Source organism: Sulfitobacter sp., from assembly GCF_039977885.1.
Taxonomy (GTDB): Bacteria; Pseudomonadota; Alphaproteobacteria; order Rhodobacterales; family Rhodobacteraceae; genus Sulfitobacter.
The window spans coordinates 110,810-136,094 of sequence record NZ_JBDWCI010000007.1 but is presented as its reverse complement, the minus strand read 5'-3'; the positions used below and the strand labels follow the sequence as shown (position 1 = coordinate 136,094).

Annotated in this window: 26 protein-coding genes; 18 read left to right on the top strand and 8 right to left on the bottom strand. The window is 57.4% G+C overall.

The window, feature by feature from the left end; genetic code table 11:
* The first annotated feature begins 7 nt into the window (after window positions 1-7).
* The 10 genes from ABJM03_RS04135 (at window position 8) to ABJM03_RS04090 (ending at window position 9,860) form a co-directional block, all read left to right on the top strand.
* Window positions 8-739: an ABC transporter ATP-binding protein gene (locus ABJM03_RS04135; protein ID WP_348415806.1), complete on the top strand. Its 732-nt coding sequence runs from the start codon at window positions 8-10 to the stop codon at window positions 737-739.
* Window positions 739-2,265, top strand: a complete 1,527-nt coding sequence (locus tag ABJM03_RS04130; RefSeq protein WP_348415804.1) for an ABC transporter permease subunit — start codon at window positions 739-741, stop codon at window positions 2,263-2,265. The genes ABJM03_RS04135 and ABJM03_RS04130 overlap by 1 nt, the downstream gene beginning before the upstream one ends.
* Entirely contained in the window at window positions 2,262-3,299 is a 1,038-nt protein-coding gene (locus ABJM03_RS04125) for a glycosyltransferase family 4 protein (protein WP_348415802.1), read from the top strand. Before ABJM03_RS04130 ends, ABJM03_RS04125 begins: the two co-directional genes overlap by 4 nt.
* A 110-nt stretch (window positions 3,300-3,409) precedes the next feature.
* A complete protein-coding gene (locus ABJM03_RS04120; RefSeq protein ID WP_348415801.1) occupies window positions 3,410-4,087 on the top strand; it encodes a TetR/AcrR family transcriptional regulator in 678 nt (225 codons plus the stop codon).
* A 224-nt stretch (window positions 4,088-4,311) separates the two neighbouring features.
* Window positions 4,312-5,127, top strand: coding sequence for an ABC transporter ATP-binding protein (locus ABJM03_RS04115; RefSeq protein WP_348415799.1), 816 nt, complete (start codon window positions 4,312-4,314; stop codon window positions 5,125-5,127).
* 10 nt (window positions 5,128-5,137) lie between these two features.
* The gene (locus ABJM03_RS04110) at window positions 5,138-5,911 is read left to right on the top strand and encodes an ABC transporter permease (RefSeq protein ID WP_348415797.1); all 774 of its coding nucleotides are present in this window, start codon (window positions 5,138-5,140) and stop codon (window positions 5,909-5,911) included.
* A gap of 35 nt (window positions 5,912-5,946) precedes the next feature.
* The gene (locus ABJM03_RS04105; protein WP_348415795.1) at window positions 5,947-6,972 is read left to right on the top strand and encodes an ABC transporter substrate-binding protein; all 1,026 of its coding nucleotides are present in this window, start codon (window positions 5,947-5,949) and stop codon (window positions 6,970-6,972) included.
* 82 nt (window positions 6,973-7,054) lie between these two features.
* Window positions 7,055-8,530, top strand: coding sequence for an amidohydrolase family protein (locus ABJM03_RS04100; protein ID WP_348415793.1), 1,476 nt, complete (start codon window positions 7,055-7,057; stop codon window positions 8,528-8,530).
* Between the two features lie 16 nt (window positions 8,531-8,546).
* Window positions 8,547-8,972, top strand: coding sequence for a nuclear transport factor 2 family protein (locus tag ABJM03_RS04095; RefSeq protein ID WP_348415791.1), 426 nt, complete (start codon window positions 8,547-8,549; stop codon window positions 8,970-8,972).
* The gene (locus ABJM03_RS04090) at window positions 8,973-9,860 is read left to right on the top strand and encodes a polysaccharide deacetylase family protein (protein WP_348415789.1); all 888 of its coding nucleotides are present in this window, start codon (window positions 8,973-8,975) and stop codon (window positions 9,858-9,860) included. It begins immediately after the preceding gene.
* Window positions 9,861-9,893: 33 nt separating this feature from the next.
* Here the strand turns inward: ABJM03_RS04090 and ABJM03_RS04085 are convergent, their stop codons facing one another.
* The 3 genes from ABJM03_RS04085 to ABJM03_RS04075 all read right to left on the bottom strand — a co-directional run bounded on the left by ABJM03_RS04085 (window position 9,894) and on the right by ABJM03_RS04075 (window position 12,063).
* Window positions 9,894-10,577, bottom strand: a complete 684-nt coding sequence (locus ABJM03_RS04085; protein ID WP_348415787.1) for an urea carboxylase-associated family protein — start codon at window positions 10,575-10,577, stop codon at window positions 9,894-9,896.
* Between the two features lie 62 nt (window positions 10,578-10,639).
* Window positions 10,640-11,764 (bottom strand): aminodeoxychorismate synthase component I, encoded by a 1,125-nt coding sequence (locus ABJM03_RS04080; protein WP_348415785.1) that lies wholly within the window; start codon window positions 11,762-11,764, stop codon window positions 10,640-10,642.
* A 5-nt stretch (window positions 11,765-11,769) separates the two neighbouring features.
* Entirely contained in the window at window positions 11,770-12,063 is a 294-nt protein-coding gene (locus ABJM03_RS04075) for a Dabb family protein (protein ID WP_348415783.1), read from the bottom strand.
* A 334-nt stretch (window positions 12,064-12,397) separates the two neighbouring features.
* Here ABJM03_RS04075 and dctP point away from each other — a divergent pair, with 334 nt between their 5' ends.
* The 5 genes from dctP to ABJM03_RS04050 are packed head-to-tail and all read left to right on the top strand — an operon-like array spanning window position 12,398 to window position 17,762.
* Window positions 12,398-13,477, top strand: coding sequence for a TRAP transporter substrate-binding protein DctP (gene dctP, locus ABJM03_RS04070; protein WP_348415781.1), 1,080 nt, complete (start codon window positions 12,398-12,400; stop codon window positions 13,475-13,477).
* On the top strand, window positions 13,432-14,031 hold the full coding sequence (locus ABJM03_RS04065) for a TRAP transporter small permease subunit (RefSeq protein WP_348415779.1): 600 nt from the start codon (window positions 13,432-13,434) through the stop codon (window positions 14,029-14,031). The genes dctP and ABJM03_RS04065 overlap by 46 nt, the downstream gene beginning before the upstream one ends.
* A complete protein-coding gene (locus ABJM03_RS04060; RefSeq protein ID WP_348415777.1) occupies window positions 14,018-15,343 on the top strand; it encodes a TRAP transporter large permease subunit in 1,326 nt (441 codons plus the stop codon). Before ABJM03_RS04065 ends, ABJM03_RS04060 begins: the two co-directional genes overlap by 14 nt.
* A gap of 1 nt (window position 15,344) precedes the next feature.
* Entirely contained in the window at window positions 15,345-16,931 is a 1,587-nt protein-coding gene (locus ABJM03_RS04055; RefSeq protein WP_348415775.1) for a gamma-glutamyltransferase, read from the top strand.
* A gap of 3 nt (window positions 16,932-16,934) precedes the next feature.
* Window positions 16,935-17,762: a sulfite exporter TauE/SafE family protein gene (locus tag ABJM03_RS04050; RefSeq protein WP_348415773.1), complete on the top strand. Its 828-nt coding sequence runs from the start codon at window positions 16,935-16,937 to the stop codon at window positions 17,760-17,762.
* Here the strand turns inward: ABJM03_RS04050 and ABJM03_RS04045 are convergent.
* From ABJM03_RS04045 to ABJM03_RS04025, 5 genes are all read right to left on the bottom strand, one after another.
* Complete coding sequence (locus ABJM03_RS04045; RefSeq protein ID WP_348415772.1) at window positions 17,759-18,415, bottom strand: GntR family transcriptional regulator; 657 nt, start codon at window positions 18,413-18,415, stop codon at window positions 17,759-17,761. The genes ABJM03_RS04050 and ABJM03_RS04045 overlap by 4 nt on opposite strands.
* 332 nt (window positions 18,416-18,747) lie before the next feature.
* A complete protein-coding gene (gene rsgA, locus ABJM03_RS04040; RefSeq protein ID WP_348415770.1) occupies window positions 18,748-19,779 on the bottom strand; it encodes a ribosome small subunit-dependent GTPase A in 1,032 nt (343 codons plus the stop codon).
* 116 nt (window positions 19,780-19,895) lie between these two features.
* Entirely contained in the window at window positions 19,896-20,402 is a 507-nt protein-coding gene (locus ABJM03_RS04035; protein ID WP_348415768.1) for a copper chaperone PCu(A)C, read from the bottom strand.
* Between the two features lie 71 nt (window positions 20,403-20,473).
* Window positions 20,474-20,827: a hypothetical protein gene (locus tag ABJM03_RS04030; RefSeq protein WP_348415767.1), complete on the bottom strand. Its 354-nt coding sequence runs from the start codon at window positions 20,825-20,827 to the stop codon at window positions 20,474-20,476.
* Window positions 20,828-20,930: 103 nt separating this feature from the next.
* A complete protein-coding gene (locus ABJM03_RS04025; RefSeq protein ID WP_348415766.1) occupies window positions 20,931-22,001 on the bottom strand; it encodes a Do family serine endopeptidase in 1,071 nt (356 codons plus the stop codon).
* Between the two features lie 137 nt (window positions 22,002-22,138).
* Between ABJM03_RS04025 and ABJM03_RS04020 the strand changes: the two genes are divergently transcribed.
* From ABJM03_RS04020 to ABJM03_RS04010, 3 genes are all read left to right on the top strand, one after another.
* Window positions 22,139-22,810 carry a response regulator transcription factor gene (locus tag ABJM03_RS04020; protein WP_348415764.1) on the top strand — a complete coding sequence of 224 codons (672 nt, stop codon included), beginning with the start codon at window positions 22,139-22,141 and terminating at the stop codon, window positions 22,808-22,810.
* Entirely contained in the window at window positions 22,807-24,150 is a 1,344-nt protein-coding gene (locus ABJM03_RS04015; protein WP_348415762.1) for an ATP-binding protein, read from the top strand. Before ABJM03_RS04020 ends, ABJM03_RS04015 begins: the two co-directional genes overlap by 4 nt.
* Before the next feature lie 74 nt (window positions 24,151-24,224).
* Window positions 24,225-25,187 carry an NADPH:quinone oxidoreductase family protein gene (locus tag ABJM03_RS04010; protein WP_348415981.1) on the top strand — a complete coding sequence of 321 codons (963 nt, stop codon included), beginning with the start codon at window positions 24,225-24,227 and terminating at the stop codon, window positions 25,185-25,187.
* Window positions 25,188-25,285 lie beyond the last annotated feature (98 nt).

Sequence of the window (25,285 nt, the reverse complement as noted above, 5' to 3'; positions counted from 1 at the left end):
GGGTAGGATGGACATTCGCTGCAATCAGGTTGCGAAACGTTTTGGCGATCTTGAGACTGTAGCGCCGATGACGTTGACCTTCTCGGCAGGGCAGACCACGGCATTGGTCGGCCCTTCGGGGTGTGGGAAATCGACATTGTTGCGGATGATCGCAGGGTTGGAGCAGCCCAGCCAAGGGGCAATCCATATTGGTGAACAAACACCGCGTGCTTTGGCCAAACGTGGCGGGCTGGCGATGGCGTTTCAAGACGCGTCATTGTTGCCGTGGCGTTCGGTGCGCGCAAATATTGCTCTTGGTGCGACATTGGCGCGTAAACCTTCAGGGGCTGTGGATGATCTTATCTCACTCGTCGGGTTGGAGGGGTTTGAGGATGCGCGTCCCGCCGCGCTATCAGGCGGGATGCGTCAACGTGTTGCGATTGCACGTGCGTTGGTTTCAGACCCCGACGTGTTGCTGCTGGACGAGCCTTTTGCATCGGTGGATGCAATCACCCGTGCGCGCCTGAACGCCGAGCTGCCTGCGCTCTGGCGGGACACGACAACGGTTCTTGTTACCCATTCCGTGATCGAGGCCGTGCTGTTGTCTGATCGTGTGATTGTCTTGTCCAGACGTCCGGCGCAAATCACGTTGGATATTTCGGTCACGCTTGACGGTCCGCGTGATGAGGCGATGACCCGCACGCAGCCGTTCAAGGACTTATGTGACAGGGTTTTGGTCGCCCTTGAGGACAACGGCTGATGCGGCGTGTGTTGCCGGTTGTGATCGGTTTCCTTCTGTGGGAGCTTTTTGCGCGCCTGAGTGGCCAAGGGGTGTTGATCACTGGCCCTACTGCGATTGGTGTCCATTTGTATCAAAACGCAGGTCTGCTGGCGCGCGCCAGCCTAGAGACCACCCAAAACGCGGCTTGGGGTATCGTTTGGGGCAATCTGGTGGCCGTTGTGTTGGCCATGTTGGTGACGCTCATTCCGCGCAGTGCCCGCGCTGTCGGGTCATTGTCACTGCTGGTGTTCTGCTTGCCGCTTGTGGCAACGGGGCCGATCCTGCGGGTGCTTTATGGCCCTGGAAACGGGCCGCAGATTACATTGGCGGCTCTGGCGGTGTTTTACACAACCTTCCTTTCGCTGCGCATTGGCCTGCGGGCGATCCCGCAGGCGTGGGGTGATCTGGTCCGTCTTTACGGGCGCGGCCCTTGGACGATGTTGTGGTTGATCCGGATGCGGGCCGCTTTGCCCTACCTTTTCGTGGGTCTGCAAATTGCGGCACCTGCCGCCTTTCTGGGGGCGATGATCGGAGAATTCACCGGTGCCGAACGCGGGCTTGGAGTGCTCACGTTGCGGGCGATGCGCGGTTTGGATGTGGATGCGACTTGGTCGCTTGCGGTTATCGCGGCAGCGGTTTCGATACTGACCTATGCCGCGGTGGGGCGGCTGGCAAAAGCGGTCATAGGTTACGCTCCGGTTGTCTTGCTCACGCCGCCACGTGCGTCCGTGCGCAACGTCTGGTGGAAGCAAATGACCGAGTTGGTGCTGGTGGTGCTAGCAGTGCTGACCATTTGGCAGTTTGGGATGGATGCCTTCGGGTTGAGCAGCTTTTTTGCCAAACGCCCGGCTGATGTCTGGGCGTACCTGGCACAACCAGATCCTCGCGCCACTTTGCTTGCCGCGTTTGGGGAAACCCTGATGATGACCATCCCCGGTTATTTGGCGGGATTAGCGCTTGGCGTGGTGACGGCCACAGTGCTTGTGCTGAGGCCGGCGTTGTCGCATGGCGTTCTACCGCTGGCGGTGGCCTTGCGTGCGGTGCCAATTATTACCACCGCACCTTTGATCGTGCTGGCGCTGGGGCGCGGGGCGGCGGGGACAATTACGATCATCGCGGTTATGATCTTTTTCCCGACGCTGGTGGCCTGCCTGCAAGGGCTGCGACAAACGCCGGGGCAGATTGTGGATGTGTTCAACAGTTATGGCGCAGGACGCATTCGGCTTTTGTTGAGCGCACAAATCCCCGCAATGCTACCCGCCTTCTTTGCAAGTGCGCGTATGGCTGTGCCTGCTGCTTTACTGGCTGTGACCACGGCCGAATGGCTGGCCACGGGCAAAGGCATCGGCGTCTTGATGGCTCTGACCGCAAGCACATCGAATTATAATATGCTGTGGTCTTGTGTTGCGCTCTTGTCGCTCGCAGCGGTGGCAGGATATGCCGTGGTCGCGTGGATCGAGCGCGTGGTGCTACGCATCTATGCGAGCGAGCAGGTGACAGGATGAAGGCGGTTTTTGCGATCCCGGGCGACAAGGATCGCCGTACCGGTGGGTTTATCTATGAAGCCACAGTATTGCGGGAACTGAACGCACTGGGCCATGCCACGCAGCATATGGAGCTGCCCGATAGCTTTCCCGATCCTACACCCGAGGATATGGCCGAGACATTGGCAATGCTGCGGCGCGTGCCCGCCAGCTGCCCGATTATTCTGGATGGGCTGGTATTCGGGGCGATTGATCCCGACGGGCTTGCCACGGTGCAGGCACCTTTGATTGCGATGATCCATCACCCATTGGGGCTCGAGACGGGGGTGGAGGCTGCGCGGGCGCAGGTTTTGCTGCATAATGAGGCGGCAGCATTACAGTATGCAGCGCATGTGATCGTACCAAGCCCGCATACCGCGCGCATTCTTGTACATGATTTTGGCGTCGACCCCGCAAAGCTGACAATCGCGCAGCCGGGATTTAACCGGCCAGCAGGGGACAGCGCGCCGGTGGACCCTCCGTTGATCCTGTCTGTGGGGTTGTTGGCTCCGCGCAAGGGACATGATGTTTTGCTTGATGCGCTGGCGCGGATCAAGGATCTGCCATGGCAAGCCGAGATCGTTGGTCGGGCGCATGACATGGACACAGACAGGGCACTTGCACAGCAATGCGAGAGGCTGGGGCTGTCGGAGCGGGTACATTTTATGGGCGAGCTGGCCGCCGAACGATTGGACTGTAGATTTCGCGCGGCGTCCGTCTTTGCGCTGGCCACCCGCTACGAAGGGTATGGCATGGTTCTGAGCGAGGCGATGTTATACGGGTTGCCGGTGGTCAGTTGCAGCGTGGGCGCGGTGCCTGAAACCGTCGGAGAGGCGGGCGTGCTTGTCCCTGCGCAGGACGCCGGTGCTTTTGCGGACGGGCTGCGCCGCGCTTTGCGCGACCGCGAGCAACTCGGAGCCCTTTCTTTGGACAAAAGCCGTTCACTGCCGACATGGAAGCAAACCGCAGGGCATTTCATTACGGTTCTGGAGGGATTTGAGCGGCAAAAACGTTAGAGGGAGCAGTCGAAAGCGGGGAGGCGGGCTTTACGCTTTCATTTACAACCGGCTAAATGTGGGGGGCAGGACAGTAATGCCGCACATGCAGGGGCTAAAAACGTAGGAAGATGACCGGAAAGCAATCCAAACAGCCCAAGACCCCAAGCAAAGGCACAAAGTTTAGAAGCCGCGATGCGGCACGCACGCAGGCCGAAATTCTGGCCGTGGCAGTGGATGAATTTGCCGAGCACGGCTTCCATGGTGCGCGGGTCGACCGGATCACAAAAGCGGCGAAATGCAATTCGCGCATGATCTATCATTACTTTGGCGGCAAAGAGCCGCTTTATATCGCGGCGCTGGAAAGCATATTCCGCCAGATACGTGATCAGGAAGCCGAATTGAATTTCAGCGACGGCGACCCTGCAATAAAGGCCCGCGAGCTGGTCACGTTCACCTTTGATTATTTCAAGAATAACGCCAATTTCCGCAAGATGGTGCGGAACGAGAACGCATTGAATGGTGTGTATATCGCGCGCTCGGCGGCAATGCGCGATATGTCAGAGCCACTTATCGCCGCTATAAGCGATCTGATCGAGCGTGGCTTTTCAAGTGGCGTGTTCACGCGAAAACCTGACCCCGGCCAGCTGTATCTCAGCATCGTCGCGCTGTCCGCTCATCATCTGAATAATGCCGCGACATTGGGGATTGTGGTCGGGCAAGACCTGTTCGATGAGGATTGGCAGCAGGCGCGCCGCGAACACGCAATCGAGATGACACTCGGCTATCTGGGCATCCAGAATCGGTAACGATAAAGACTCTAGTTATGGTTGTGCCGCGAGAGCCGCGGCCGCACTACCTCCTTTCAAGCCATCGAGACGTGCCTAAATTCAGAGCGAGAAATTAGGTTTCTGCCTGCTTTTTGATCTCTGAATTTTAATTCTAAATATTTTTACTTAATTCCGTTTATCGCTGCAGCGCGCTGCCGTTTCATGATCTCATGAACATATCAAATCATGCACAGGGGGCTGTTATGGCCCAAAAAGTAAATGCAGCCCCCTACCGTCATGCGGTCGAGCTACAGGGCGCTTCCGTGGTTTTCGGAAACGGAGAGGGGGCTGTAACGGCGCTTTCGCCGACGTCCCTCAAGATGGGGTCGGGGGATTTTATCGCGCTGGTTGGCCCGTCGGGATGTGGGAAATCCACTATTTTGCGGCTGGTCAGCAACCTGATCCAACCTTCGCAAGGGGTCGTCCTTGTCGGGGGGCGTGAAGCCTCGGCCAAGCAGTTGCGCATCGGCATGGCATTTCAGAACCCGACCATGCTGCCTTGGCTGACGATCGAACAGAACGTCATGATGCCCTTGAAAATTGTCGAGCCGTTCAAGGCGACGTACCGCACGGATCGCAAGGGTGCGTTTCGGGATCGTGTCCATGATTTGCTCAAACAGGTGGGCTTGCAGGATTTTGCAAATCATTACCCATGGCAGTTATCGGGTGGGATGTTGCAGCGATCCAACCTGTGCCGCGCGCTAATCCATGAGCCCGACCTATTGCTACTGGATGAACCATTCGGCGCTCTGGATCAGTTTACCCGCGAAGAACTGTGGCAAATTCTTCAGGATTTGTACCTCGACCGCAAGCCGACTGTGCTTTTGGTCACCCATGACCTGCGCGAGGCGGGGTTTCTGGCCAAACGCATCTGCGTGATGAGCGCGCGGCCCGGCAGGATTATTTCGGACGAAGCGGTGGGCATCCCGCAGCCGCGTGAAATCAGCATGATCTACAGTCCCGAATTTGTTGAAATGACCCAAGGCCTACGCGAGCTGATCGCACAGGTCCGTAAATAGGATGCCAGCCATGACCGAGAAAAACCGCATCAGAGTGATGTCATTTTCCCTGATTTTCGGGTTCTTCCTCATGTGGGAGATCCTGTGTGTTTTGCTGAATGTTTCTGACCTTGTCCTGCCGCGGCCATCGGAGATTCTTGTGACGCTATGGGTCAAGTTTCCGATTTTGTTGCCCCATATTTTGCAGACCCTTTATTCGACCCTCACGGGTTTTGTGCTGGGGGTCGCAATCGGTACAGCGCTTGGCGTGATGGTTGGCACGTCCAAGGTTGCCTATGCAGTGGCCTATCCGCTGCTGGTGGGCTTTTCCTCGATCCCCAAGGTCGCGGTGGTGCCGATTTTCGTCTTGTGGTTCGGGTCCGGCACAACGCCTGCAATCCTGACCGCGATGGTCATTTGTGTGTTCCCGATTGTGGTAAATATCGCCACTGGTCTGGCAACAACTGAACCCGATCTCGAGGATGTGCTCAAGACACTTGGTGCCTCCAAGAAGGAAATACTGTGGAACGTCGGTCTTCCGCGTACAATGCCCTATTTCTTTGCTGCGCTGAAGGTGGCCATCACGCTGTCTTTTGTCGGTGCAGTCCTGTCCGAGACGGTGGCCTCTAACCGTGGCATCGGGAACGTCATGATGACCGCATCATCAAATTTTCAGGTCTCTCTGGTGTTCGCCGGTCTTATTATTCTCGCCCTGTTAGGCGTTGCGCTTTACGCATTGTTTTCCTTGCTGGAACGGCGGGTCACAGGCTGGGCAACACGGGGCAATGACATCTCGATCTCGTAAATTCTCCTCCTCACACCAATACAAGGAAAGCTGAAATGAAGCATATTCTTATCGGGGCCGCGGTCTCCCTTTTTGCAGGTGTCGCACCACTGCTCGCCGAGACTACTGATATCCGGTTCACGCTTGGTTGGAAGACCCAAGGCTCGGATGCGCCCTTTCTGGTTGCGCTGAACAAAGGGTATTTCGAGGACGAAGGCCTGAATGTTTCCATTGATCAGGGCGAAGGCTCTGCGGCGACGGTGACGCGTATCATGGGCGGGGCCTATGATGCGGGATTTGGCGATATTAACGCCATCATCCAGAACGCTGCCGCGCGTCCGGGCGAGGCACCTGTAATGGTGTACCAGTTGTGGAACCGCCCTCCGTTCGCGATCGTGACACCCAAGACTGCCGGCATTGAAACGCCCGCCGATTTCGAAGGCAAAACCCTTGGTGGTGCGCAAGGCACACCGACCACACGGCTGTTTCCCGTCTTTGCCGAGATCAACGGCGTTAACCTTGAAGAGGTTAATCAGGAAAGCATGGCGCCAAACCTGCAAGAACCGATGATGATCCGCGGCGATATCGACGGGGCTTTTGTGTTTACCTCGACCAGCTGGTTCAACCTGATCGCAAACCGTCAAGATCCGGCAAATGACTTTAACTGGTTCAATTTTGAAGAGTTCGGCATGGACTTGTATTCCAATGGCATGATGGTCTCGCAAAAGCTTCTGGCCGAAAATCCTGAAGCGGTCGCCGGGCTTGTACGTGCGTTGAACAAGGCAACAAAGGAAGTTGCACAAAATCAGGACAGTTCTGTCGAGGCGATCATGGCCTATGACAATCTGGTGGACGCCGATCTTGAGCGGGCACGCCTGGAATTCGCGCTGACCAAATTGATGAATGCGCCCGAAGTGGAAAGCATCGGCATGGGGGATCTGGTGGATGAACGTTTGACCCGCTCGATTGCTATTGTCGCAAAGGGCTATGACCTTGACCGTTTGCCCGAAGCCTCCGAAATCTTTGATCGCTCGTTCTTACCTGCGATCGAGGAGCGTAAATTCGAGACGACAATCAACTGATCATAAAAACACTGTGCGGCGGGTCGATGCCTGTCGCACGGTTTCTATTTTGCATTCTCGCATATCTTTCTCAGGGCGAATAATGAGTACAGGTCAAAAACTGCTCAAAGGCGGTTATGTTCTGGTCGACAATGACCGTTTCGAACATGTCTCGATCCTGATCCGCGATGGGGTCATTGCCGCCCTTCTTGCGCAAGGTGAGGCGGGGCCGGAAGCTGCAGAGCATATTGACGTAAGCGACCGCCTGATCTTGCCGGGGCTGGTCAACGGGCACACCCATTCGCATGGTGCTTTGGGGCGTGGTGGCGTTGCCGGTGATCTGACGCTCGAGTCCTTCTTGTCGGGATGTGCATGGTTGAACGGTTCGCGCCGCACCGATGATTTGCGCCTTGCGGCGGAGTTGTCTGCGGTTGAGCTGATCCGCAAAGGCTGTACCGCGTGTTTTGATCTTTTCATCGAATTACCTGCGCCGACAGTTGCCGGAACCCATGCCGTTGCCGAGGCCTATCATGATGTGGGGTTGCGGGCGGTTGTTGCCCCCATGATTGCGGATCAGACGATTTATCAAGCCTTGCCGGGATTGCTGGACAGTTTCCAGCCACCATTGCGGGATCTGGTTGCAGCGATGCGGATGCCGGACTGGCAGGATATTATGGCGACCTGCGCAGAGGCTTTTGCCAGTTGGCCTGTGCCTACACAGCGCGTGCGCCCCGGCCTTGGGCCGACAATCCCGCTGCATTGCACAGACGGGTTTTTACGCGCTTGTGGCGTGATGGCCAAACATGAAGGCCTACCACTTCAGACCCATCTGGCCGAGACCCGCACGCAACAGGTGATGGCGGGCCGCAAATACGGCACCTCCCTGACGGCACATCTGGATCAGCTGGGCGTGCTTGGCCCGCAATTCAGCGGCGCGCACGGTGTGTGGCTGTCGCACGGCGAAGCCGATACTCTGGCCAGTCATGAGGCCTGTATTTGCCACAACCCGATGAGTAACCTACGCCTTGGTTCTGGCATAGCGCCCGTGCGTATGTTGATGGACAGTGGTGTTGGTATGGGCGTGGGAACAGATGCCTCCAATACCAGCGACGGGCAAAATATGTTTGAGGCGATGCGCCTTGCTGCGACCCTGAGCCGTGCCATGACACCGCAATGCGAGGATTGGGTTTCGACACGCGATGCCTTTTCCATGGCGACCACGGGCAGCGCGCGGATTATGGGGCTGAATAAGGTGGGTGCAATTTCCACGGGGTGGGCCGCTGATCTGCTGTTTCTGGATGCCGGCTATTGTCACTACACACCTTTGCGCAACCCATTAGAGCAAGTTGTCTTTTCGGAAAACGGTGCCGCATTGCGTGAGGTGATGATCGCGGGCGAATATGTTTTTGCCAATGACCGTGTGCTGACAATTGACGAGGCGGCGCTTGCAGCCCGCGCCAATGAGGCGGCTGCGCGATTGGACGGCGCAACAGCCGAAACGCGCCTGATGAACGAAGCCGCATCAGCTGTTGTCCAAAGTTTTTGCCGTGCGGCCTGTGCGGCACCCTATCCACAATAGATTGGAAAATAGGACGATGAACCAAAACCCAGATCCCGTAGCTGCTGCAAAAGCACTTGTTGAGACCTATCTCGAGCTTTCGATGGTGCCTGATCCGGAAGGGGCGGCGAAATATGTGAGCGAGGATTTCAAGCTGGTCTTTACGGGCGGGCGCCAGTTTACCGATCCTGCGCAAAGTGCTGGCTTTAATGCCAAAAGATATGCTTGGGTCAAAAAACGGTTCTTGCGCACGGATGCGGCGCTGGATGATGTGACGGGCGATGTGCATGTCTACAATACCGGCTATCTTTATGGTGAGTGGAAAGACGGCACAACGTTCGAGACGAACCGCTATATGGACAAATTCGTTGTGCGTGGTGACAAGATTATCAGCACGGATGTCTGGAACGATAGCGCTGAAATTATCCTGCACAAAGCAGGGCTGGCAGAAGCGGAGCTTTGAATGATGCCGACCGAACACGGCCGTTATGGCTATTCTCCGATCACCCGCCGCGCGGATTATTGCTGGCCGCAGGGTAGGCGGCTGGCCGTCTACATTGGTCTGAACCTCGAGCACTTCGCCTTTGGTGAAGGGCTGGGGGCAGAGCTGGCACCCGGTGGGCCGCAGCCGGATGTGCTTAATTACGCGTGGCGTGACTATGGCAACCGCGTCGGCGCATGGCGTTTGTTAGAGATGTTTGATGCGTTGGACCTCCCCGCGAGCGTGATCGCGAACAGTGCAATGTATGATTATGCGCCTGAACTTATGGCCGCCTTTCGGTCGCGCGGGGACCATGTCGTCGGTCATGGGCGTACAAATTCGGAACGGCAAAGCGATCTGGACAAATCTGCAGAGGCTGCGCTGATTGCCGAGGCGACAGAGGTGTTGACCACAGGCGAGGGCGCACAACCAAAGGGCTGGCTGTCTCCGTGGATCGCAGAAAGCCACGACACGCCCGAGCTATTGGCGCAGGCGGGATATAAATACACGTTGAACTGGTGCATGGATGACCAGCCTGTGTGGATGGCCACCCGTGAGGGGCGTATATTGGCTGTTCCATACCCGCAGGAAATCAACGACATCCCCTCTATTGTCGCACGCAAGGATGGTGCGGCAGAGTTCGCGGATATGATCATTGGCAATTTTGACGAGATGCTGGAGCAATCAGTGCAACAACCGCTGGTCATGGGAATTGCGCTACATCCCTACCTTGTGGGGCAACCTTACCGGCTGCGCCAATTGCGGCGTGCGTTGACCCATATTGCGGCACAACGTGACAAGATATGGCTAACCACCAGCGATGCCATATCGGATTATTGCTATGACGAGATTTCCACTATGATCCCGTGATCTGTTTCGGGGCGGCGGATAGCTCTGCCCGTCCTAATCTACGTGGAATTCAAGCTCGGCAGGCTGCACCCCTATGCCGTTGACCGGGGTCATATCCTGCGGGCAAGCTGACATGACAAAGACCGCATCCGCCAACGCCTTGAGCCTGATGTAATCGCCAGGGCGCGAAACCGGAGGCTCCCAAGTGAACGCGCCCGACTCCGAGACGGGAATGTTCATCCAGATATTGAAGGGGCTTGGCACGTGTTTGGCCTGAAGGCCGATGGCCAATAGGCTGCGGCGAAAATTATCGGCGCAATTGTCATGGTAGCCCTGCGCACCAAGCTGTTGATAGCGATGTTGGTCGCAGCAAGCGATCAAGATGTCATGAACGCCGGCAGAGCTGTCTTCGACGATTTCCACAAGCGAACGGCGGCGGTTGGTCACAAGCACGTCTGATTGCTGCACATAGATTCTCCCAAGGGCCGTGCGGCAATGCTCCATTGATAGGAATTCGGACTCCGATCCGTCGGTCAGGGCAAAGAAATCGCAGACCTGATTGCCTTTGGGATTGTACAGGGTAAGCGTCTGACCCGCTTTCATGCGCACGGCGCATCCTTGGCGCGCGGGGATCCTGTAGCGCTTTGCCAGATCGGGGATGCCATTGCCCGGCACCGGATTGTGAAAGGGACCGGTCGCGCCGTCCGGGGAGGATGGATCATAGGGCGGGCAGGGCATGGTTGTTCTTTCGATTGGATGCTCTGACGGGCGGGGCTCTTTCATCGTGCCCGAAAAGCAGGTTACAGCCCCAGATCGGTAAAGCGGGATTTCAACAAGGCTTCGTCATATTCATCGCGTGCGGTACTGTCGTATACCACGCCGCCGCCTACGTTCATAAGCACGGTATTGTCTGGGCGGCATTGCAAGGTGCGGATGGCCACGTTGAATTCCATAGAACCGTCTGGGGCGATCCAGCCGATCGAGCCGCAATAGGCCTCACGCGGTTGTGCCTCGATCTCGTGAATGATTTGCATGGCCCGCACTTTGGGGGCTCCGGTGATCGAACCACAAGGGAACAGTGCTGCAAACAGGTCTTTGAAGCTTGTGCCTTTGGTGATCTTCGAAGTTATGCAGGAGGTCATCTGGTGCAGGGTCTCGAACCGCTCAACCGCAAAAAGTTCGGGAACGGCAACGCTGCCGATCTGTGACACGCGGCTCATGTCATTGCGCAGCAGGTCCACAATCATCAGGTTCTCTGCGCGGTTTTTTTCGGATGTGTATAATGCATCGCGGATGGCATCGTCCTGGGCAGAGGTATTCCCGCGCGGTGCCGTGCCCTTCATCGGGCGTGTGGTGAGCGTGCCATCCGTAGATAGGGAAAAGAACAGTTCGGGAGAGCGCGATAGCAATGCTGTGCCACCCAGATCAACAAACGCGCCATGGGGGACCGGCTGGCGTTGTTTTAATTGTGCGTAAAGCTGCTCGGTCGATCCTGTGAACTGCGAGGTCAGGGGGAAGGTCAGGTTGGCTTGGTAGATGTCTCCGGCCACGATGTAGTCATGTACAGTTTGAAACGCCTCTTCATAGCGGGGAAAATCCCAAACCGGTTGCGGGCGGTCCAATGTCGCGGGGGGGGCATCCGGTAGGGCCTTCTGTGCGGTTGGCGCGTCATAAACGCCGAAATGCAGCAACGGCAGCTCTCGGATGGCAGGCAGTAGCGGTTCAAGCTTTGGCGACGCCAGATAGCCGAATTCATATGACAGATAGCCCGCCAGCCATTTACCGTCCGATTGCGCCTGCTGCATGGCGGCAAAGGCACTGTCAACTTCTGCGGGGGTATGTGCCGTTATTATGGCTTGTGGCGCGGTGAACGCGGTCCCGCCTGCGATAGGGCCGCGATCAAACAGGACCTTTGCGTCAGCCATCCGTGTCAAAAGTCCGCAGCGATCCGCATTTCACGTAGCGGCCGTACAACATCGATTGATTGCTGGTAAATCGGATGCGCCTTGTAGGCCTGGAGCGCGGCATCATCGGCAAACTCCCCATAGACGACCACATCTACTTCGCCTGACAGTGCATCAACACGGCTGTTTTGGGTGATCTCGAGAACGGATGCATGCGGAATGTCTTTGAGCAGCGACAGGCCGGCGATGATGCGGTCGACATCTTTTTTGTCTGCCGCGCTGAAAAAGACCACGTGCCGAATGAATGTTCTATCTGACAAGGCGAGACCTGCTTGTTTCTACCATAAAAATTTCTCGGATATTTGCCGGACTAGGGGCGGAGTTGCAATAGACCCGTTGTCGCGGGCAGGGCGTTTGATGCAGGCGGCACAGCGATAGGGGCAGCGATGGGGTGCTTTGCGGTTTTCTTGTGCGCTCTGATTCATGCAGTGGTGCTTTGCTAATCGCACACTTTGTATGCGTTATTTGATTTATGTGAGTATTTTGTATACAATTCGGGGGTGCTTTTTGGTTTAAAACCATCCATAGCTTGTTCTGTCGGGAATCTGGCCCCTAGAGATGAGGGAGCTTCAATCACCCTCTAGGAGACTAACAATGGATCGTCGTAAATTTATCGCCTCCGGTGCAACCTTGGTTGCTGCCCCTCTCGCTGCGCCTTCCATTGCGCAAGCGCAAACAACCTTTTCATGGAAAATGACAAACGCTTACGGGCCGGGATCGCCTTTTTATGTTGAAGGTCCCGGTAGCCCGACCGACTTTTGTAAAAAGGTCGAAGCAATGTCGGATGGCCGGCTGAAAATCCAACACTTCGCCGCGGGTGAGCTGATCCCGGCGTTGGAAGGTTTTGACGCTGTGCGCTCTGGCGTGGTGGAGATGAACGCTGCCAACGCATATTTCTGGGCAGGCCGTATTCCCGCTGCGCAGTATTTCACGACCGTTCCCTTTGGCATGAACTTTCAGGGTACGAACGCATGGTTGTATCATGGCGGCGGTCAAGAACTTTGGGACGAGCTTTATGCGCCGCTGGGCCTCAAGGCTTTGCCGATGGGCAACACCGGCGTTCAGATGACCGGCTGGTTCCGTGATCCGATCGAATCTGTGGCCGATTTCGAAGGTCTCAAAATGCGTATTCCGGGCCTCGCGGGTAAGGTCTATGCCGAGCTGGGCGTTGATGTGAAATTGCTGCCGGGCGGTGAAATCTTCCCCGCGCTAGAGCGTGGCGTGATCGACGCGGCAGAATTCGTGGGCCCTTATCAGGACCGTCGCCTTGGCCTTCAGAACGCGGCCAAATATTACTACACAACCGGCTGGCACGAGCCGTCCAACACAACCGAGCTTTTGATCGGGAAGGCCGCATGGGACAGCTTGCCTGCAGACCTGCAGGCGATCGTGACAACCGCTGCAATGGCCGCCAACCTCGAAAGCCACACATGGTCCGAAGCCAATAACGCCGCAGCGCTCAAGGATCTGGTGGATAACGACGAGGTAATTGCGAACACATTGCCTGACGATGTTGTAGCCGAGCTGAAAGCCGTGACAGACCGCGTGCTGGAAGAAGGGGCGGCAGCCGATCCGGCAACGCGCAAAATCCACGACGCCTATATGGCCTTCAAAGCGGAACACAGTGCATGGGCCGACGTGTCCGAAGCACCTTTGTTCAAGCTGCCCGGCTGATTGTGATGGTGAAGGGTATCCAGATTGTGACGGACGTGGCTTCGGCCATCGTCCGTCATATCGGTCATATCAGCGCGTGGCTTGGCCTCGCGCTGGTATGTGTTGTGAGTTTTAATGTTATCTCGCGGTATTTGTTCGGTTTCGGCAACGTGGGGATGCAAGAGGCCGAGTGGCATCTGATGGCTGTTGGAGCTTTGATGGGGATGTCTTACGGGCTGAACCAAGGTGGTGAAGTGCGGGTCGACATATTCTACGCGCGTTTCAGCCCGCGTTTGCAAGCGTGGGTCGATCTTTTTGCAACGCTGCTGCTTGTGGCCATCGCGCTCATCATTGCGTGGCTCAGCATCAAATATGTCCAAAATAGCTATACGATCAACGAAGGCTCACCTGATCCCGGTGGCTTGGCGTATCGTTATGTACTCAAGGGATTTATCCCCCTGTCTTTCGTCCTTCTTGCCATTCAGGGCGTCGCGATGACGGGCCATGCACTTCTTACAATTCTGGCTCCCGCGCGGACAGACAAACACGATGGGGCAGATCATGCCATACACTGAAATACTATCGCTGGTCATGATTGGCAGCTTCTTCATCATGCTGCTGGTGGGCTTTCCGGTGGCTATCTGCTTGGGGACAACGGGCCTTGTTTTCGGCTTTTTGGGGTTCGGAACCTCGCTGTTCGGCCTATTGCCTGCGCGCATATTCGGGGTTGTGACGAATTACACGCTGTTGGCGCTGCCGCTGTTTATCTTCATGGGGATCATGCTGGAGAAATCCAAAATCGCGGAGAGCCTCATTGAAGTCATAGGCTTGGCCATGGGTGGCCTGCGGGGCGGTATGGCCTTGGCGATTATCATCGTCGGTGTCCTGATGGGGGCGGCTTCGGGTGTTGTGGGGGCGACTGTGGTAACGATGGGTCTGATTGCCTTGGGGCCATTGATTAACCGCGGATATGACACGGCTGTTGCCTCGGGGGTCATCTGCGCCTCGGGCACATTGGGCCAGATCATCCCGCCCAGCCTTGTGTTGATCCTGCTGGCTGACATCATGGGCGAATCCGTAGGCACGCTGTTTGCTGCCGCGCTTTTCCCGGGCTTGATCCTGTCGGGCATGTTCGTCGCCTATATCCTGCTTTTGGGTGTGTTCAGGCCGCATCTTGTGCCTGCCATCCCGAAGGAAGAGCGGGCGCTCACATCGCGCCGCGAATTGGGGATGAAGCTGCTCAAGGTCGTCCTGCCGCCCATCGCGCTCATTGTATTGGTGCTGGGGTCGATCATCGGAGGCATCGCCGCCCCGACCGAGGCCGCATCCATGGGCGCGCTGGGCAGTGTTGTTCTGGCTTTCATGACGGGGCGTTTGAGCTTTGCCATTCTAAAATCTGCCGTGCGCGGTGCGTTTGTAACCAGTGCGATGGTATTTCTGATCCTTATCTTTGCACAACCTTTCGGGCTGGCGTTTCGCGGTCTGGGCGGTGAGCGGTTGGTGCAGGACGCATTTGCGCTGGTCCCCGGCGGGCTGGAGGGGCAAATTTTCTTCTTGATGTTCATCCTGTTCATTTTGGGCTTTTTCCTGGAATGGATCGAAATCTCCTACATCGCGCTGCCGCTGTTCTTGCCGATCTTTCATCAGGCAGGGGCCGATATGGCATGGATCGCAATTCTGGTTGCGGTGAACCTTCAGACGTCTTTCCTGACGCCGCCTTTCGGCTGGGCCTTGTTCTTCCTCAAAGGGGTGGCACCGCCAGAAGTATCGACAGGTGCGATTTATCGCGGGGTGCTTCCCTTTATCGGAATACAATTACTTGGTGTGGCATTGGTGTTTGCCTATCCCGGTCTGGCACTTTGGTTGCCACAAGCAATAGGATGGTAATGTGCTGAAATCTTCATTGGGTCTAAATGGCGGCATGACCGCACCGCACCGCGCGGCGGCCTTGGCAGGGCGCGATGTCCTTGCGCAAGGCGGCACCGCGATCGAGGCGATGGTCGCGGCCGCTGCGACCATTGCGGTTGTCTATCCGCATATGAACGGCATTGGCGGCGACGGCTTCTGGATCATCCACAGGCCGGGACAGGCCCCTGTCGGCATCTCGGCCTGTGGCACCGCTGCTGCATTGGCCACCTCCGAGTTTTATGCGGATAAAGGGCATGTGGATGCGATCCCTGCACGTGGCGGTTTGGCCGCCTTGACCGTACCGGGCACGATCAGCGGTTGGGACGCGGCGCTGTCGCTGGTGCCGCAGGAACGGCGTATCCCGCTGTCGCGCCTGTTGGCCGATGCGATTGGTCATGCGAAAAACGGCATTGCCGTGACCGGTAATCAGGCCGATTGTACCGTTGCCAAGCTTGACGGTCTGCGCGATGTGCCGGGGTTTGCAGAGACATATCTGGTTGACGGCAATCCGCCGCAGGCGGGCGCGAAGCTTGTGCAGAAGGCTTTGGGGGAAACGCTCGAGCATTTGGCCGAAAACGGGCTGCGCAGTTTTTATGAAGGCAAGATTGCGCAAACCCATGCTGCATTTCTGGAGCAGAACGGCAGCCCGCTGCGTCTTGGTGATTTCGAGGGTTTTAACGCGCAAAACGTGACCCCCTTAACGGTCAAAACCTCGCAAGGGCAGCTATTCAATATGACCGCGCCCACACAAGGGGTGGCGTCGCTGATGATTTTGGGGCTGTTCGATCGGCTTGGTGTCACGCAAGGCGAAAGCTTTGCCCATGTTCACGGGTTGATCGAGGCGACCAAACAGGCCTTTATCCAGCGCAACGCCGAGCTGGGTGACCCGGACCATATGGCCACCCATGCGCAAGAGTGGTTGACGGATGAAAAGCTGGACGCGATGGCTGCACGCATCGACCGCGAAGGGGCGCTGGATTGGCCGTATGATCCCAAGCAGGGCGATACGATCTGGATGGGCGCGTCTGACAGCGATGGCACTGTCGTCAGCTTTATTCAAAGCGTGTTCTGGGAGTTCGGATCGGGCCTGACCTGCCCCGAAACAGGCGTATTTTTCCAAAACCGGGGGGCGGGTTTTTCTTTGGCGCCGGGACCGAACCAGCTTGGCCCAAACCGCAAGCCCTTCCATACACTTAATCCGGCGCTTGCCCATTTGAATGACGGGCGCATCATGGCCTACGGTACGATGGGCGGCGAGGGGCAACCGCAGACGCAATCTGCTATATTCACACGCTATGCCCAATTCGGGATGGACCTGCAGGCCGCTGTAACCGCGCCGCGCTGGCTATTGGGTAAAACTTGGGGGGACGACACGATGACATTGAAACTGGAAAGCCGATGCGAGCCTGCGCTTGTTGCGGCGCTTGGCGCGGCGGGGCACGATGTCGAAATGCTGCCGGAGTTCAGCGATCTCACAGGACATGCCGGCGCGGTTGTCGTGCATACAAACGGGTTGGTAGAGACCGCCACAGATCCCCGCGCCGATGGCGCAGCATTGAGTATTTGATCCATGGACACACTTACACTTCAACAGGGTCTTGTTATCCTGATCGGGCTGATCGGCTCTTCTGTTCTGGCGGGTATTCTCGCGGGTCTTCTGGGCGTGGGCGGTGGTATCGTTCTGGTGCCTGTGCTGTTCTGGATTTTGGCGCTGGTCGATTTCCCTGCGGATGTCTCGATGCATATGGCGGTTGCGACATCGCTGAGCACCATCATCTTTACGTCCATTTCCTCAGCCCGCTCGCACCACAGGCGCGGCAACATGGACACCAGCATTCTCAAACTCTGGGCTCCGGGTATTTTGGTCGGCGCCTTAGGGGGCGGATTGGCTGCGAAATATGTTGATGCGAACGCGCTCAAGACGATCTTCGGAGTGATCGCAGTTCTGGTGGCGATAAATATGATGCGCAAGAACGTCATCGTTCTGCGCGACGCGCTGCCAGCGTCCAAAGCGACAAATGGGGTGATCTCAGTGCTGGCGGGCTTGTTCTCGGCGCTGATGGGGATTGGTGGTGGCACCTTGGCCGTGCCGATCCTGTCCAGCTTTAGCGTGCCCATTCGCAAAGCTGTGGGGACGGCGTCGGCCATGGGATTCTTGATCGCAGTGCCTGCCACGCTCGGCTTTATATGGGCGGGGTGGAGCGTTCCGGACCGGCCTTTCGGATCGCTTGGCTATGTGAACCTGATCGGGACGATTATTATTCTGCCGTTCACGGTTGGCTTTGCGCCGGTGGGGGCTTCCCTGTCCAGCCGCATTTCTACCGTCTGGGTAAAGCGGTGTTTCGCCGTTTTCCTCGGGATTACCGGCATGCGCATGTTGTTGACCGTTCTGGGCTAACCCATCTGGGATAGAACTTCGCTTGCTGCGCTGACCATGTGTCGGCGCAGCGCCTTCTCTGCTGCTTTGGCGTCGCGGTCCAATAGGGCTGTGACGATTTTATCATGTTCCTTTGAGGATTGGTGCATGCGCTTTTCGGCGCGCAGCTGGGATTTTCGGAATGGCGCAAGCTTCAGTCGAAGTGTCTGCGCGATTTCGATCATGTCCTCATTATGGGTCGCCTCATAGATGCTTTGATGAAAGATGGTATTGGCGGCCTCATAAGCCTCAATTTCTTTCTGCTCTTCCAGTTCGTTCATCTGATTATGCAGTATTTCGAGCTGGGCGCGTTCCCCTATGGTCATCCGCTCCGCTGCGAAGCGCCCGCAAAGCCCCTCGATTTCGCCCATGGCCTCGAACATCTGCTCAACCCGCGGGCGGCTGAGGCTTGCGACCAACACACCTTTGTAGGGGATCCTGTCAACCAGTGAACGTGAGGCCAGCGCGTGCAACGCTTCGCGAACGGGCGTGCGGGAGACGCCGAACCGTTCGGTCAGACTATGCTCATCCAGCTTGGAGCCTGCAGGCAGGTTGCCTGAAATGATCTCGGAGGCAAGTTGGTCCGCGATCGTTTCGCTTTGCAATTTCTTCAATGGGATTGCCGCATCTGTCATTGGATCAATCTTAATGTTCTTGTGGCTAGGGGCATCACAAAACAACAGTAGAGGCGGGAGGGTAGAAAGAAAAGCATTACAAATCCGATGTTTGTAAATATTCCGGCACGTTAGGTGGCAAAGGCGGCGATTTTACGTCAGCTTTAGCGCGGTCATATCGGAAAACATCGCCTGCATGGCCAAGGGAAAACTGCGACGGGAATTCAGATTCTCGACGATTGGTTTGACGCGCTGAATGGCTTGCCCTGCTTGCAAAACGGGCGGTCCACGAAGCGAGGGGCGGCGGATATTTATATGACGCAGGAAAATGCAACCAAAAGCGGGCGGCTGTTTTAACGGCGTTTTTTAGGGGCGGGCCGTTTGTTGTTGCGTGCCCCTGTGACGACAGGGGTGTTGGCGCGGTTTTCATCGTCCAGCTTGCGCCAACGGGCCAGCCGCTCGGGGTCAAGGGTGCCTTCATCCGCAGCGGCCTGCACAGCGCAGCCCGGTTCATGCCGGTGAGTGCAGTCGCGGAAACGGCACTGCGGGGCAAGCTCGGATATTTCGGCGAAAAGGACATCAAGTCCGGCAGAGACATCGCTCACATGCAAGGTCCGCATGCCGGGCGTATCTATCACCCAGCCGCCTTGCGGGATAGGATGCAGAGAGCGGGAGGTGGTGGTGTGCCGCCCTTTTGCGTCATCTTCGCGGATGCCACCGGTTTGTTGGGCGTCATCACCGGTTTTACGGCTGAGTAAATTCAGCAGGGTGGATTTACCCACGCCCGACGACCCGACCAAGGCAACGGTTTGGCCCTGTGCGCACCACGGTGCAAGGGTCGAGATGGCAGAGGCGTCTTTGGCGTTGACGACCACGACCTGTAAATCGCGCTGCAACGCTTTTGCATCGCGCACAAAAGACGTGTGGTCGTCGATTTTATCTGCCTTGGTCAGCACAATCACTGGGGTTGTATCGGCTTCATTGGCCAGTGCGAGATAGCGCTCAAGCCGGGCAGGATTGAAGTCGTCGTTGCAAGAGGTCACGATAAACAATGTGTCGAGATTGGCGGCAATGAGTTGCGGGATATCGCTTCCTGCGGTCTTGCGTTGCAAGAGCGAGTGGCGATCAAGCCTGCGTAATACGGTGTTGTCGTCGGGATCAATAAGCACCCAGTCCCCCACCGCAAATCCCGCAGTGGTCGTTTTGGCTGGCAGCCGCAATTTCACGCGGCCTTGCCCGCTGATGCCGGACATGCGCGCGCGATGCACCGTTGCAATCCGCACTGGATGGGCGTTGTGCTCTGTTGACCCGATTTGGTCATCAAAGAACGGTGTCCAGCCAAGCGAGGGCAGAGGAATGTCGTCAGGATCGGTTTGCTTTTTCACACCTGACTGAATGGCTTGCTGGCGCGAATTTTGCAAGCTCGGGCTGGCGGTTGCTATTCACCGTTTCAAATAGCGAGTGGCGGGCCAGAGAAAATTCTGGCCTGCCATTTGGCTGGTTACTCGGATTTTTCTTCGTGCTTATGCTCTGAATGACCGGAATGGTCGGCATGGGTTTGTGTGCTGCGTTCCTCAACCGTGAATTGGACAGACAGTTCGCCCGCAGATTGGAAAACCAATGTAGCGTCGATTTTTTCACCCAATTCAAAGGGATCGTCGCGCAGCCCCATGAACATCACATGCAAACCGCCGGGTTTCAGCGTAACAGTTTCGCCGGCGGGGATCGTAATGCCATCCTGTTTGGCCATGCGCGCAACGCCGTTTGCGTCGGTTTCCGACAGGTGTAATTCGACCCGTGGAATACCTTCTACGAGGACTTCTTTGAGCACATCATCCGTGCTGCCCGTGTTGGTGATGATCATATAGCCGCCACCGACATTTACATTTGGCGCAGTTTCAAAGGCCATCGGGTGATCAATGCTGAGAGAACCGGCAGTGTATTCATGTGCAAAGGCACTACCCACAGAAAGGGTCGCCGCGATTGCGGCGCAGATCAGGGTTTTCATAATCGTATTCCATAAATTGATGCCACTGTCATAGCGGCGTGATGTGATGTTTGTGAGCGTGGGGTCGTCTGTCACATCATAGGTGGTGCGCGGGCGGGTGGGCTTTGGCTTCTGCGTCGTTTGGGGGCCGAAGGCCGATCCTGCGCCACGCGCAAGACCGCCGACACTTGTGCTGCACGCCATTCCACCACGGGCGGGACCAACAACATTGTATCGCCAATCCTGCAGCTTTCGCAGCCCCCAGCCGGCGCTGTGCCGGTCTCGCCACACAGTTCGGCCACTGTGCCGCCCATCGCGAGATATTCGGCCATTTCAGGGGTGAGGGGCTGGGCACCTGTACGGTGCGCAAAAGGCAAGCTGAGCAAGGCTACCGAGACGAGACCCAGCAGAAAACGGTATAAGGATATTTGGATCAAGGCGCTCATCGGCTGGCAATCTAGCCTGCTTCGCAGGGAGCGACCAGTCAAATAGCTGCGGCAAAGCCGCGCCGGGAGAACCTTCCCCCGGCGCGGTAAGGAGAGACCTGTATCAGGCTTCTTGAGGTGCCAGTGTTCCGATGGTGATATCTAATGCGAGCTCTTTACCCCGGCGCAGTACGGTCACGGTTGCGGTGTCTTCCGGGGCTTTGGAAGCGACCGCACGGGTGAGATCACGCAGGTCGCTGATCTCGGTCTGGTCAAAGCGCAGCACAATGTCGCCTCGTTGTAGGCCGCCCTTATCGGCGGGGCTGTCTTTGCTCACACCGTCTATGACGGCTCCTTTGGATTGTGTATAGCCAAGCACCTGAGCTACTTCGTCGCTCATCGGTCTGATGCTGACACCCAGCCAGCCGCGAGTGACTGTGCCGTCGTCAGATAGATCGGCAACCACATCCCGCACCAGATCTGAGGGCACGGCAAAGCCGATCCCGACAGAACCACCACCGGGTGAAATGATGGCGGTGTTTACGCCGATGACCTCGCCTGCGTTATTAAACAACGGGCCGCCGGAATTGCCGCGGTTGATGGCGGCGTCAGTTTGGATGAATTCGTCGTAAGGACCAGCGTGTATGTCGCGCGCCATGGCCGAGATGATGCCACTGGTCACGGTAGAACTAAGGCCAAAGGGGTTGCCTACGGCCACGACTTCATCGCCTGCACGCATCTGGTCGGAATCGCCGAAGCTGACAAAAGGAAGGTCCACATCGGCTTTGATGGATAGCAGTGCAATGTCAGTGGCCGGATCACTGCCGATCACCTCGGCGTCGAACTTGCGCCCGTCGGCCAATGTAATCTCGACCAATTGCGCATTTTCGACGACATGGCTGTTGGTGACGATCTGGCCTTCATTTGAAATGATAAAGCCGGAGCCAAGCCCGTGCGCCTGTTTGTCTTGGGGGTTTTGTTGCTCAAACCGCTTTCGCAGCTCTTCGGGCAGATTGCGGGGAAGATTATCTGCGGCGGGGCGTGTGCTTGTGACTTCAATGAAAACGACAGCGGGGCCGACCTGCTCAACAAGGTCGCCGTACCCGCCGGCAGGCACCGCAAATGCAAGCGCAGGCGCAAGCGTGAGGGAGGCGGTCAGCGGGAGAAGAGCGTTTCGGGTAAGCAAAGATGTCATTATATGTCCTCGTGCTTGTGGTTGTTGATGAGGTACATTTGGGCGCACAGGGATTACAGCACAGCCTGCAAACGCTATACAAAGATGTAATTTCGCGCAGGGTGCAGTGACGCGGTGCAGGGCTTATATGGGATGCCATGAAGATATTAGTCATCGAAGACGACGCCACCACCGGCACCTATATCGCGCGCGGTCTACGCGAGGAGGGGCATGTGGTCGATTTGGTAACGGACGGGCGCGAGGGGCTGGTGGCGGCTACTTCAGCTGCGCATGATGTGTTGATCGTAGACCGGATGTTGCCGAATGTGGACGGGCTGACCGTGCTGAAAACCCTTCGCGGGGCAGGGAACTGCACGCCGGTATTGTTTCTGACCGCGATGGGGTCGGTCGAGGATCGCATCGGCGGGTTAAATGCCGGAGCGGATGATTATCTGGTCAAACCCTTTGCCTTTGGTGAGCTGTCGGCACGGGTTGCAGCCCTTGGCCGCAGGCCACAAACCTCCGAGCAAGAGACAGTACTGGAAGCAGGAGACCTAACGCTGGATTTGCTCACCCGCAAAGTCGTACGGGCAGGTCAAGAGCTGGACCTGCTGCCACGAGAGTTCGCATTGTTGGAGTTTTTGCTACGCCGCAAAGGGCGTGTGCAGACGCGGACCATGTTGCTTGAGGGGGTGTGGGACCTATCCTTCGACCCGATGACCAATGTGGTCGAAACCCATGTGAGCCGCCTGCGGGCCAAGGTCGATAAGCCCTTCGGCTCCGAACTGATCAAAACCGTGCGCGGAGCAGGCTACAGGATCGACGGGTGACTCGGCTTTGGCGCTCGATGCCGCTGCGGCTGGCTTTGGTGTTGGTGGTGATTTTCGGCACGGTTAGCCTGTTCAGCCTTGCGGCGAGCTATGCTTTTACGCGCTCTGTGTTCGAACAGGGCATCCGTGATGATCTGGCACAGGATCTGGCGGGTTTTCGTGCCGCGCCGTCTGCGCGCGCAGTGGCGCTTTTGGTGCAGGGGGAATCCTCGGGCACGAACCCGGACCGCGTCGTGCTGAGCTATGTCTCCCCCTCTGGCCAGATCTATGGCAACGGGGCCATTGCACGCGGGGATGAAGGCTTTCACATTATTTCGCTGGACGAAGGGCATTCCACCTTTGATGGCGATTACCTTGCGCTGAATGCGCGGTTGTTCGGCGGGCAGCTGACCATCGCGCGCAGCCGCGCCGAGATCGAGGCGTTGCGGCCTGTGTTCCTCAATATTCTCTGGATCAGTCTTATCCCGACGGTGTTGATTGCCTTGTCTGGCGGTCTGATCCTTGCGCGGCGTTCGCAGCGGCACGTCGAGGTGATCCGCGCGACGCTTGAACGGGTAACAAGCGGCGATTTGGCGGCGCGTGTAGTCACAGGGGCGGGTTGGTCGGATGATTTGCTTCGCATCGGGACATCCGTGAATGACATGGCCGGGGCGCAGGAACGTTCGGTGACCGCATTGCGTCAGGTGTCATCCGATATTGCCCATGACCTCAAGACGCCGGTTCAGCGGGTATCATTGCAGCTTGAGGAACTGTCACAGGTGCTGGATAGCGCAGAGGCGACCGAGCTGGTGGATCGCGCCCGCGCGGAGGTCGAAGGCATCTCGGCTGTGTTCGCGTCCTTGTTGCAATTGGCGCAGGTTGAAGACGGTGCACTGAAGGATAAATTTGCACCAGTCGATCTTGCGGGGCTGTGCCGGACGATGGTCGAGTTGTATGAGCCGAGCGCCGCAGCACGCCGGCAGACGCTTTGCTTTGAAGGTCCCGAAACCTTGGTGCTGCAGGGAGAGAAGACCCTGCTGGGGCAGCTGTTGGCCAATCTGATCGAGAACGCGCAGCACCATACCCCGGAGGGGACCGCGATCACGGTCTCATTGGCACAAGCGCAAGGCGGTCCGCTGCTGTGTGTGTCGGACACGGGGCCGGGCATCCCCGAAGCCGAACGTGCGCGGGTGACGCAACGTTTGTACCGTCTGGACCGCAGCAGAAATACGCCGGGCAATGGTTTGGGGCTAAGCCTTGTTGAAGCGGTGGCGCTTTTGCATGGTGCGGATTTCACCTTTGAGGATGCGCAGCCGGGGTTGCGGGTCGCCTTACAGTTCAGGCCGCAGACCGCCCTATAACGATAACGGGCGTCTTGCATGTGTGGCTATGGCAGGCCAGTCTGATGGCCGGTTCTAATGTAAGGGGCATGGCCATGCGCGCGATGCAATTGATCGCATATGACACGGATTTGCAGCTGAGCACAGTTGACGTCCCCGAGCCTGCCGCAGGCGAGGTTGTCATCCACGTGGCGGCCTGCGGGTTGAACTTTGCCGATACGTTGATGATCAAAGGCAGCTATCAGGAAAAACCGCGACTTCCCGCGACCCTTGGTCTGGAGCTGGCAGGGACGGTCAGCGCGGTTGGCGCCGGGGTGACCGGCTTTGAGGTAGGGGCGCGGGTGGCAGCCTATGCTGGCGGGGGAGGCCTGGCCGACTATGCGGCGGTGCCCGCAAAGCTGTGTGTGACGATTCCGGACAAGATGCCTTTTACCGATGCGGCAGGGTTTTTGATCGCTTACGGCACCAGCCATCTGGCGCTGCACGATAGGGCGCGTATGCAAAAGGGTGAGCGGTTGCTGGTTCTGGGTGCTTCAGGGGGTGTTGGGCTGACTGCGGTCGAGCTGGGTCATTTGATGGGTGCCGAAGTGGTCGCCTGCGCGCGCGGCGCGCAAAAGCTTGAGCTATGCAAAGAGATGGGCGCGGACCATCTGATCGATTCCGACACCGATGACATACGCGACAGGGTCAAGGCGCTGGGCGGGGCGGATGTGGTGTATGACCCGATCGGCGGTGAGCAATTCACCGCAGCCATGCGCGCCTGCAATCCCGGTGCGCGGTTGTTGCCGTTGGGTTTTGCCAGCGGGAAGGTTGCGCCCATTCCCGCCAATATCCTGTTGGTCAAGAATATGAGCGTTCTGGGCCTTTATATCGGTGGCTATGCCAAGCTGAACCCAAAGGCACTGACCGACAGTTTCGACACGCTGATCGGCTGGTATAACGAGGGGCGGATTGCGCCGCATGTGAGCAATGTGCTGCCTTTGGAAGATACGAACGCGGGGCTGGACCTGCTGCGCAGACGGCAGGCTACAGGCAAGGTCGTGATCGCAGTTAACTAGAGGCGGCGGGCGGCCGGTTGTGGCGTAGGAAAAGCCGGTCGGGTTTGTCGTGGTGATCAACACCGTTGCAGCAAGGCATAAAAATCCATAGCCTGACA

Coding starts and splice junctions, on each gene's coding strand:
- ABJM03_RS04030 (WP_348415767.1), bottom strand. CDS start 20,827: ATGAGCGCCTTGATCCAAATATCCTTATACCGTTTTCTGCTGGGTCTC.
- ABJM03_RS04085 (WP_348415787.1), bottom strand. CDS start 10,577: ATGCCCTGCCCGCCCTATGATCCATCCTCCCCGGACGGCGCGACCGGT.
- ABJM03_RS04010 (WP_348415981.1), top strand. CDS start 24,225: ATGCGCGCGATGCAATTGATCGCATATGACACGGATTTGCAGCTGAGC.
- ABJM03_RS04090 (WP_348415789.1), top strand. CDS start 8,973: ATGATGCCGACCGAACACGGCCGTTATGGCTATTCTCCGATCACCCGC.
- ABJM03_RS04025 (WP_348415766.1), bottom strand. CDS start 22,001: ATGACATCTTTGCTTACCCGAAACGCTCTTCTCCCGCTGACCGCCTCC.
- ABJM03_RS04020 (WP_348415764.1), top strand. CDS start 22,139: ATGAAGATATTAGTCATCGAAGACGACGCCACCACCGGCACCTATATC.
- ABJM03_RS04065 (WP_348415779.1), top strand. CDS start 13,432: ATGGGCCGACGTGTCCGAAGCACCTTTGTTCAAGCTGCCCGGCTGATT.
- ABJM03_RS04135 (WP_348415806.1), top strand. CDS start 8: ATGGACATTCGCTGCAATCAGGTTGCGAAACGTTTTGGCGATCTTGAG.
- ABJM03_RS04080 (WP_348415785.1), bottom strand. CDS start 11,764: ATGGCTGACGCAAAGGTCCTGTTTGATCGCGGCCCTATCGCAGGCGGG.
- ABJM03_RS04095 (WP_348415791.1), top strand. CDS start 8,547: ATGAACCAAAACCCAGATCCCGTAGCTGCTGCAAAAGCACTTGTTGAG.
- ABJM03_RS04110 (WP_348415797.1), top strand. CDS start 5,138: ATGACCGAGAAAAACCGCATCAGAGTGATGTCATTTTCCCTGATTTTC.
- ABJM03_RS04060 (WP_348415777.1), top strand. CDS start 14,018: ATGCCATACACTGAAATACTATCGCTGGTCATGATTGGCAGCTTCTTC.
- ABJM03_RS04125 (WP_348415802.1), top strand. CDS start 2,262: ATGAAGGCGGTTTTTGCGATCCCGGGCGACAAGGATCGCCGTACCGGT.
- ABJM03_RS04115 (WP_348415799.1), top strand. CDS start 4,312: ATGGCCCAAAAAGTAAATGCAGCCCCCTACCGTCATGCGGTCGAGCTA.
- ABJM03_RS04130 (WP_348415804.1), top strand. CDS start 739: ATGCGGCGTGTGTTGCCGGTTGTGATCGGTTTCCTTCTGTGGGAGCTT.
- dctP (WP_348415781.1), top strand. CDS start 12,398: ATGGATCGTCGTAAATTTATCGCCTCCGGTGCAACCTTGGTTGCTGCC.
- ABJM03_RS04050 (WP_348415773.1), top strand. CDS start 16,935: ATGGACACACTTACACTTCAACAGGGTCTTGTTATCCTGATCGGGCTG.
- ABJM03_RS04035 (WP_348415768.1), bottom strand. CDS start 20,402: ATGAAAACCCTGATCTGCGCCGCAATCGCGGCGACCCTTTCTGTGGGT.
- ABJM03_RS04105 (WP_348415795.1), top strand. CDS start 5,947: ATGAAGCATATTCTTATCGGGGCCGCGGTCTCCCTTTTTGCAGGTGTC.
- ABJM03_RS04120 (WP_348415801.1), top strand. CDS start 3,410: ATGACCGGAAAGCAATCCAAACAGCCCAAGACCCCAAGCAAAGGCACA.
- ABJM03_RS04100 (WP_348415793.1), top strand. CDS start 7,055: ATGAGTACAGGTCAAAAACTGCTCAAAGGCGGTTATGTTCTGGTCGAC.
- ABJM03_RS04045 (WP_348415772.1), bottom strand. CDS start 18,415: ATGACAGATGCGGCAATCCCATTGAAGAAATTGCAAAGCGAAACGATC.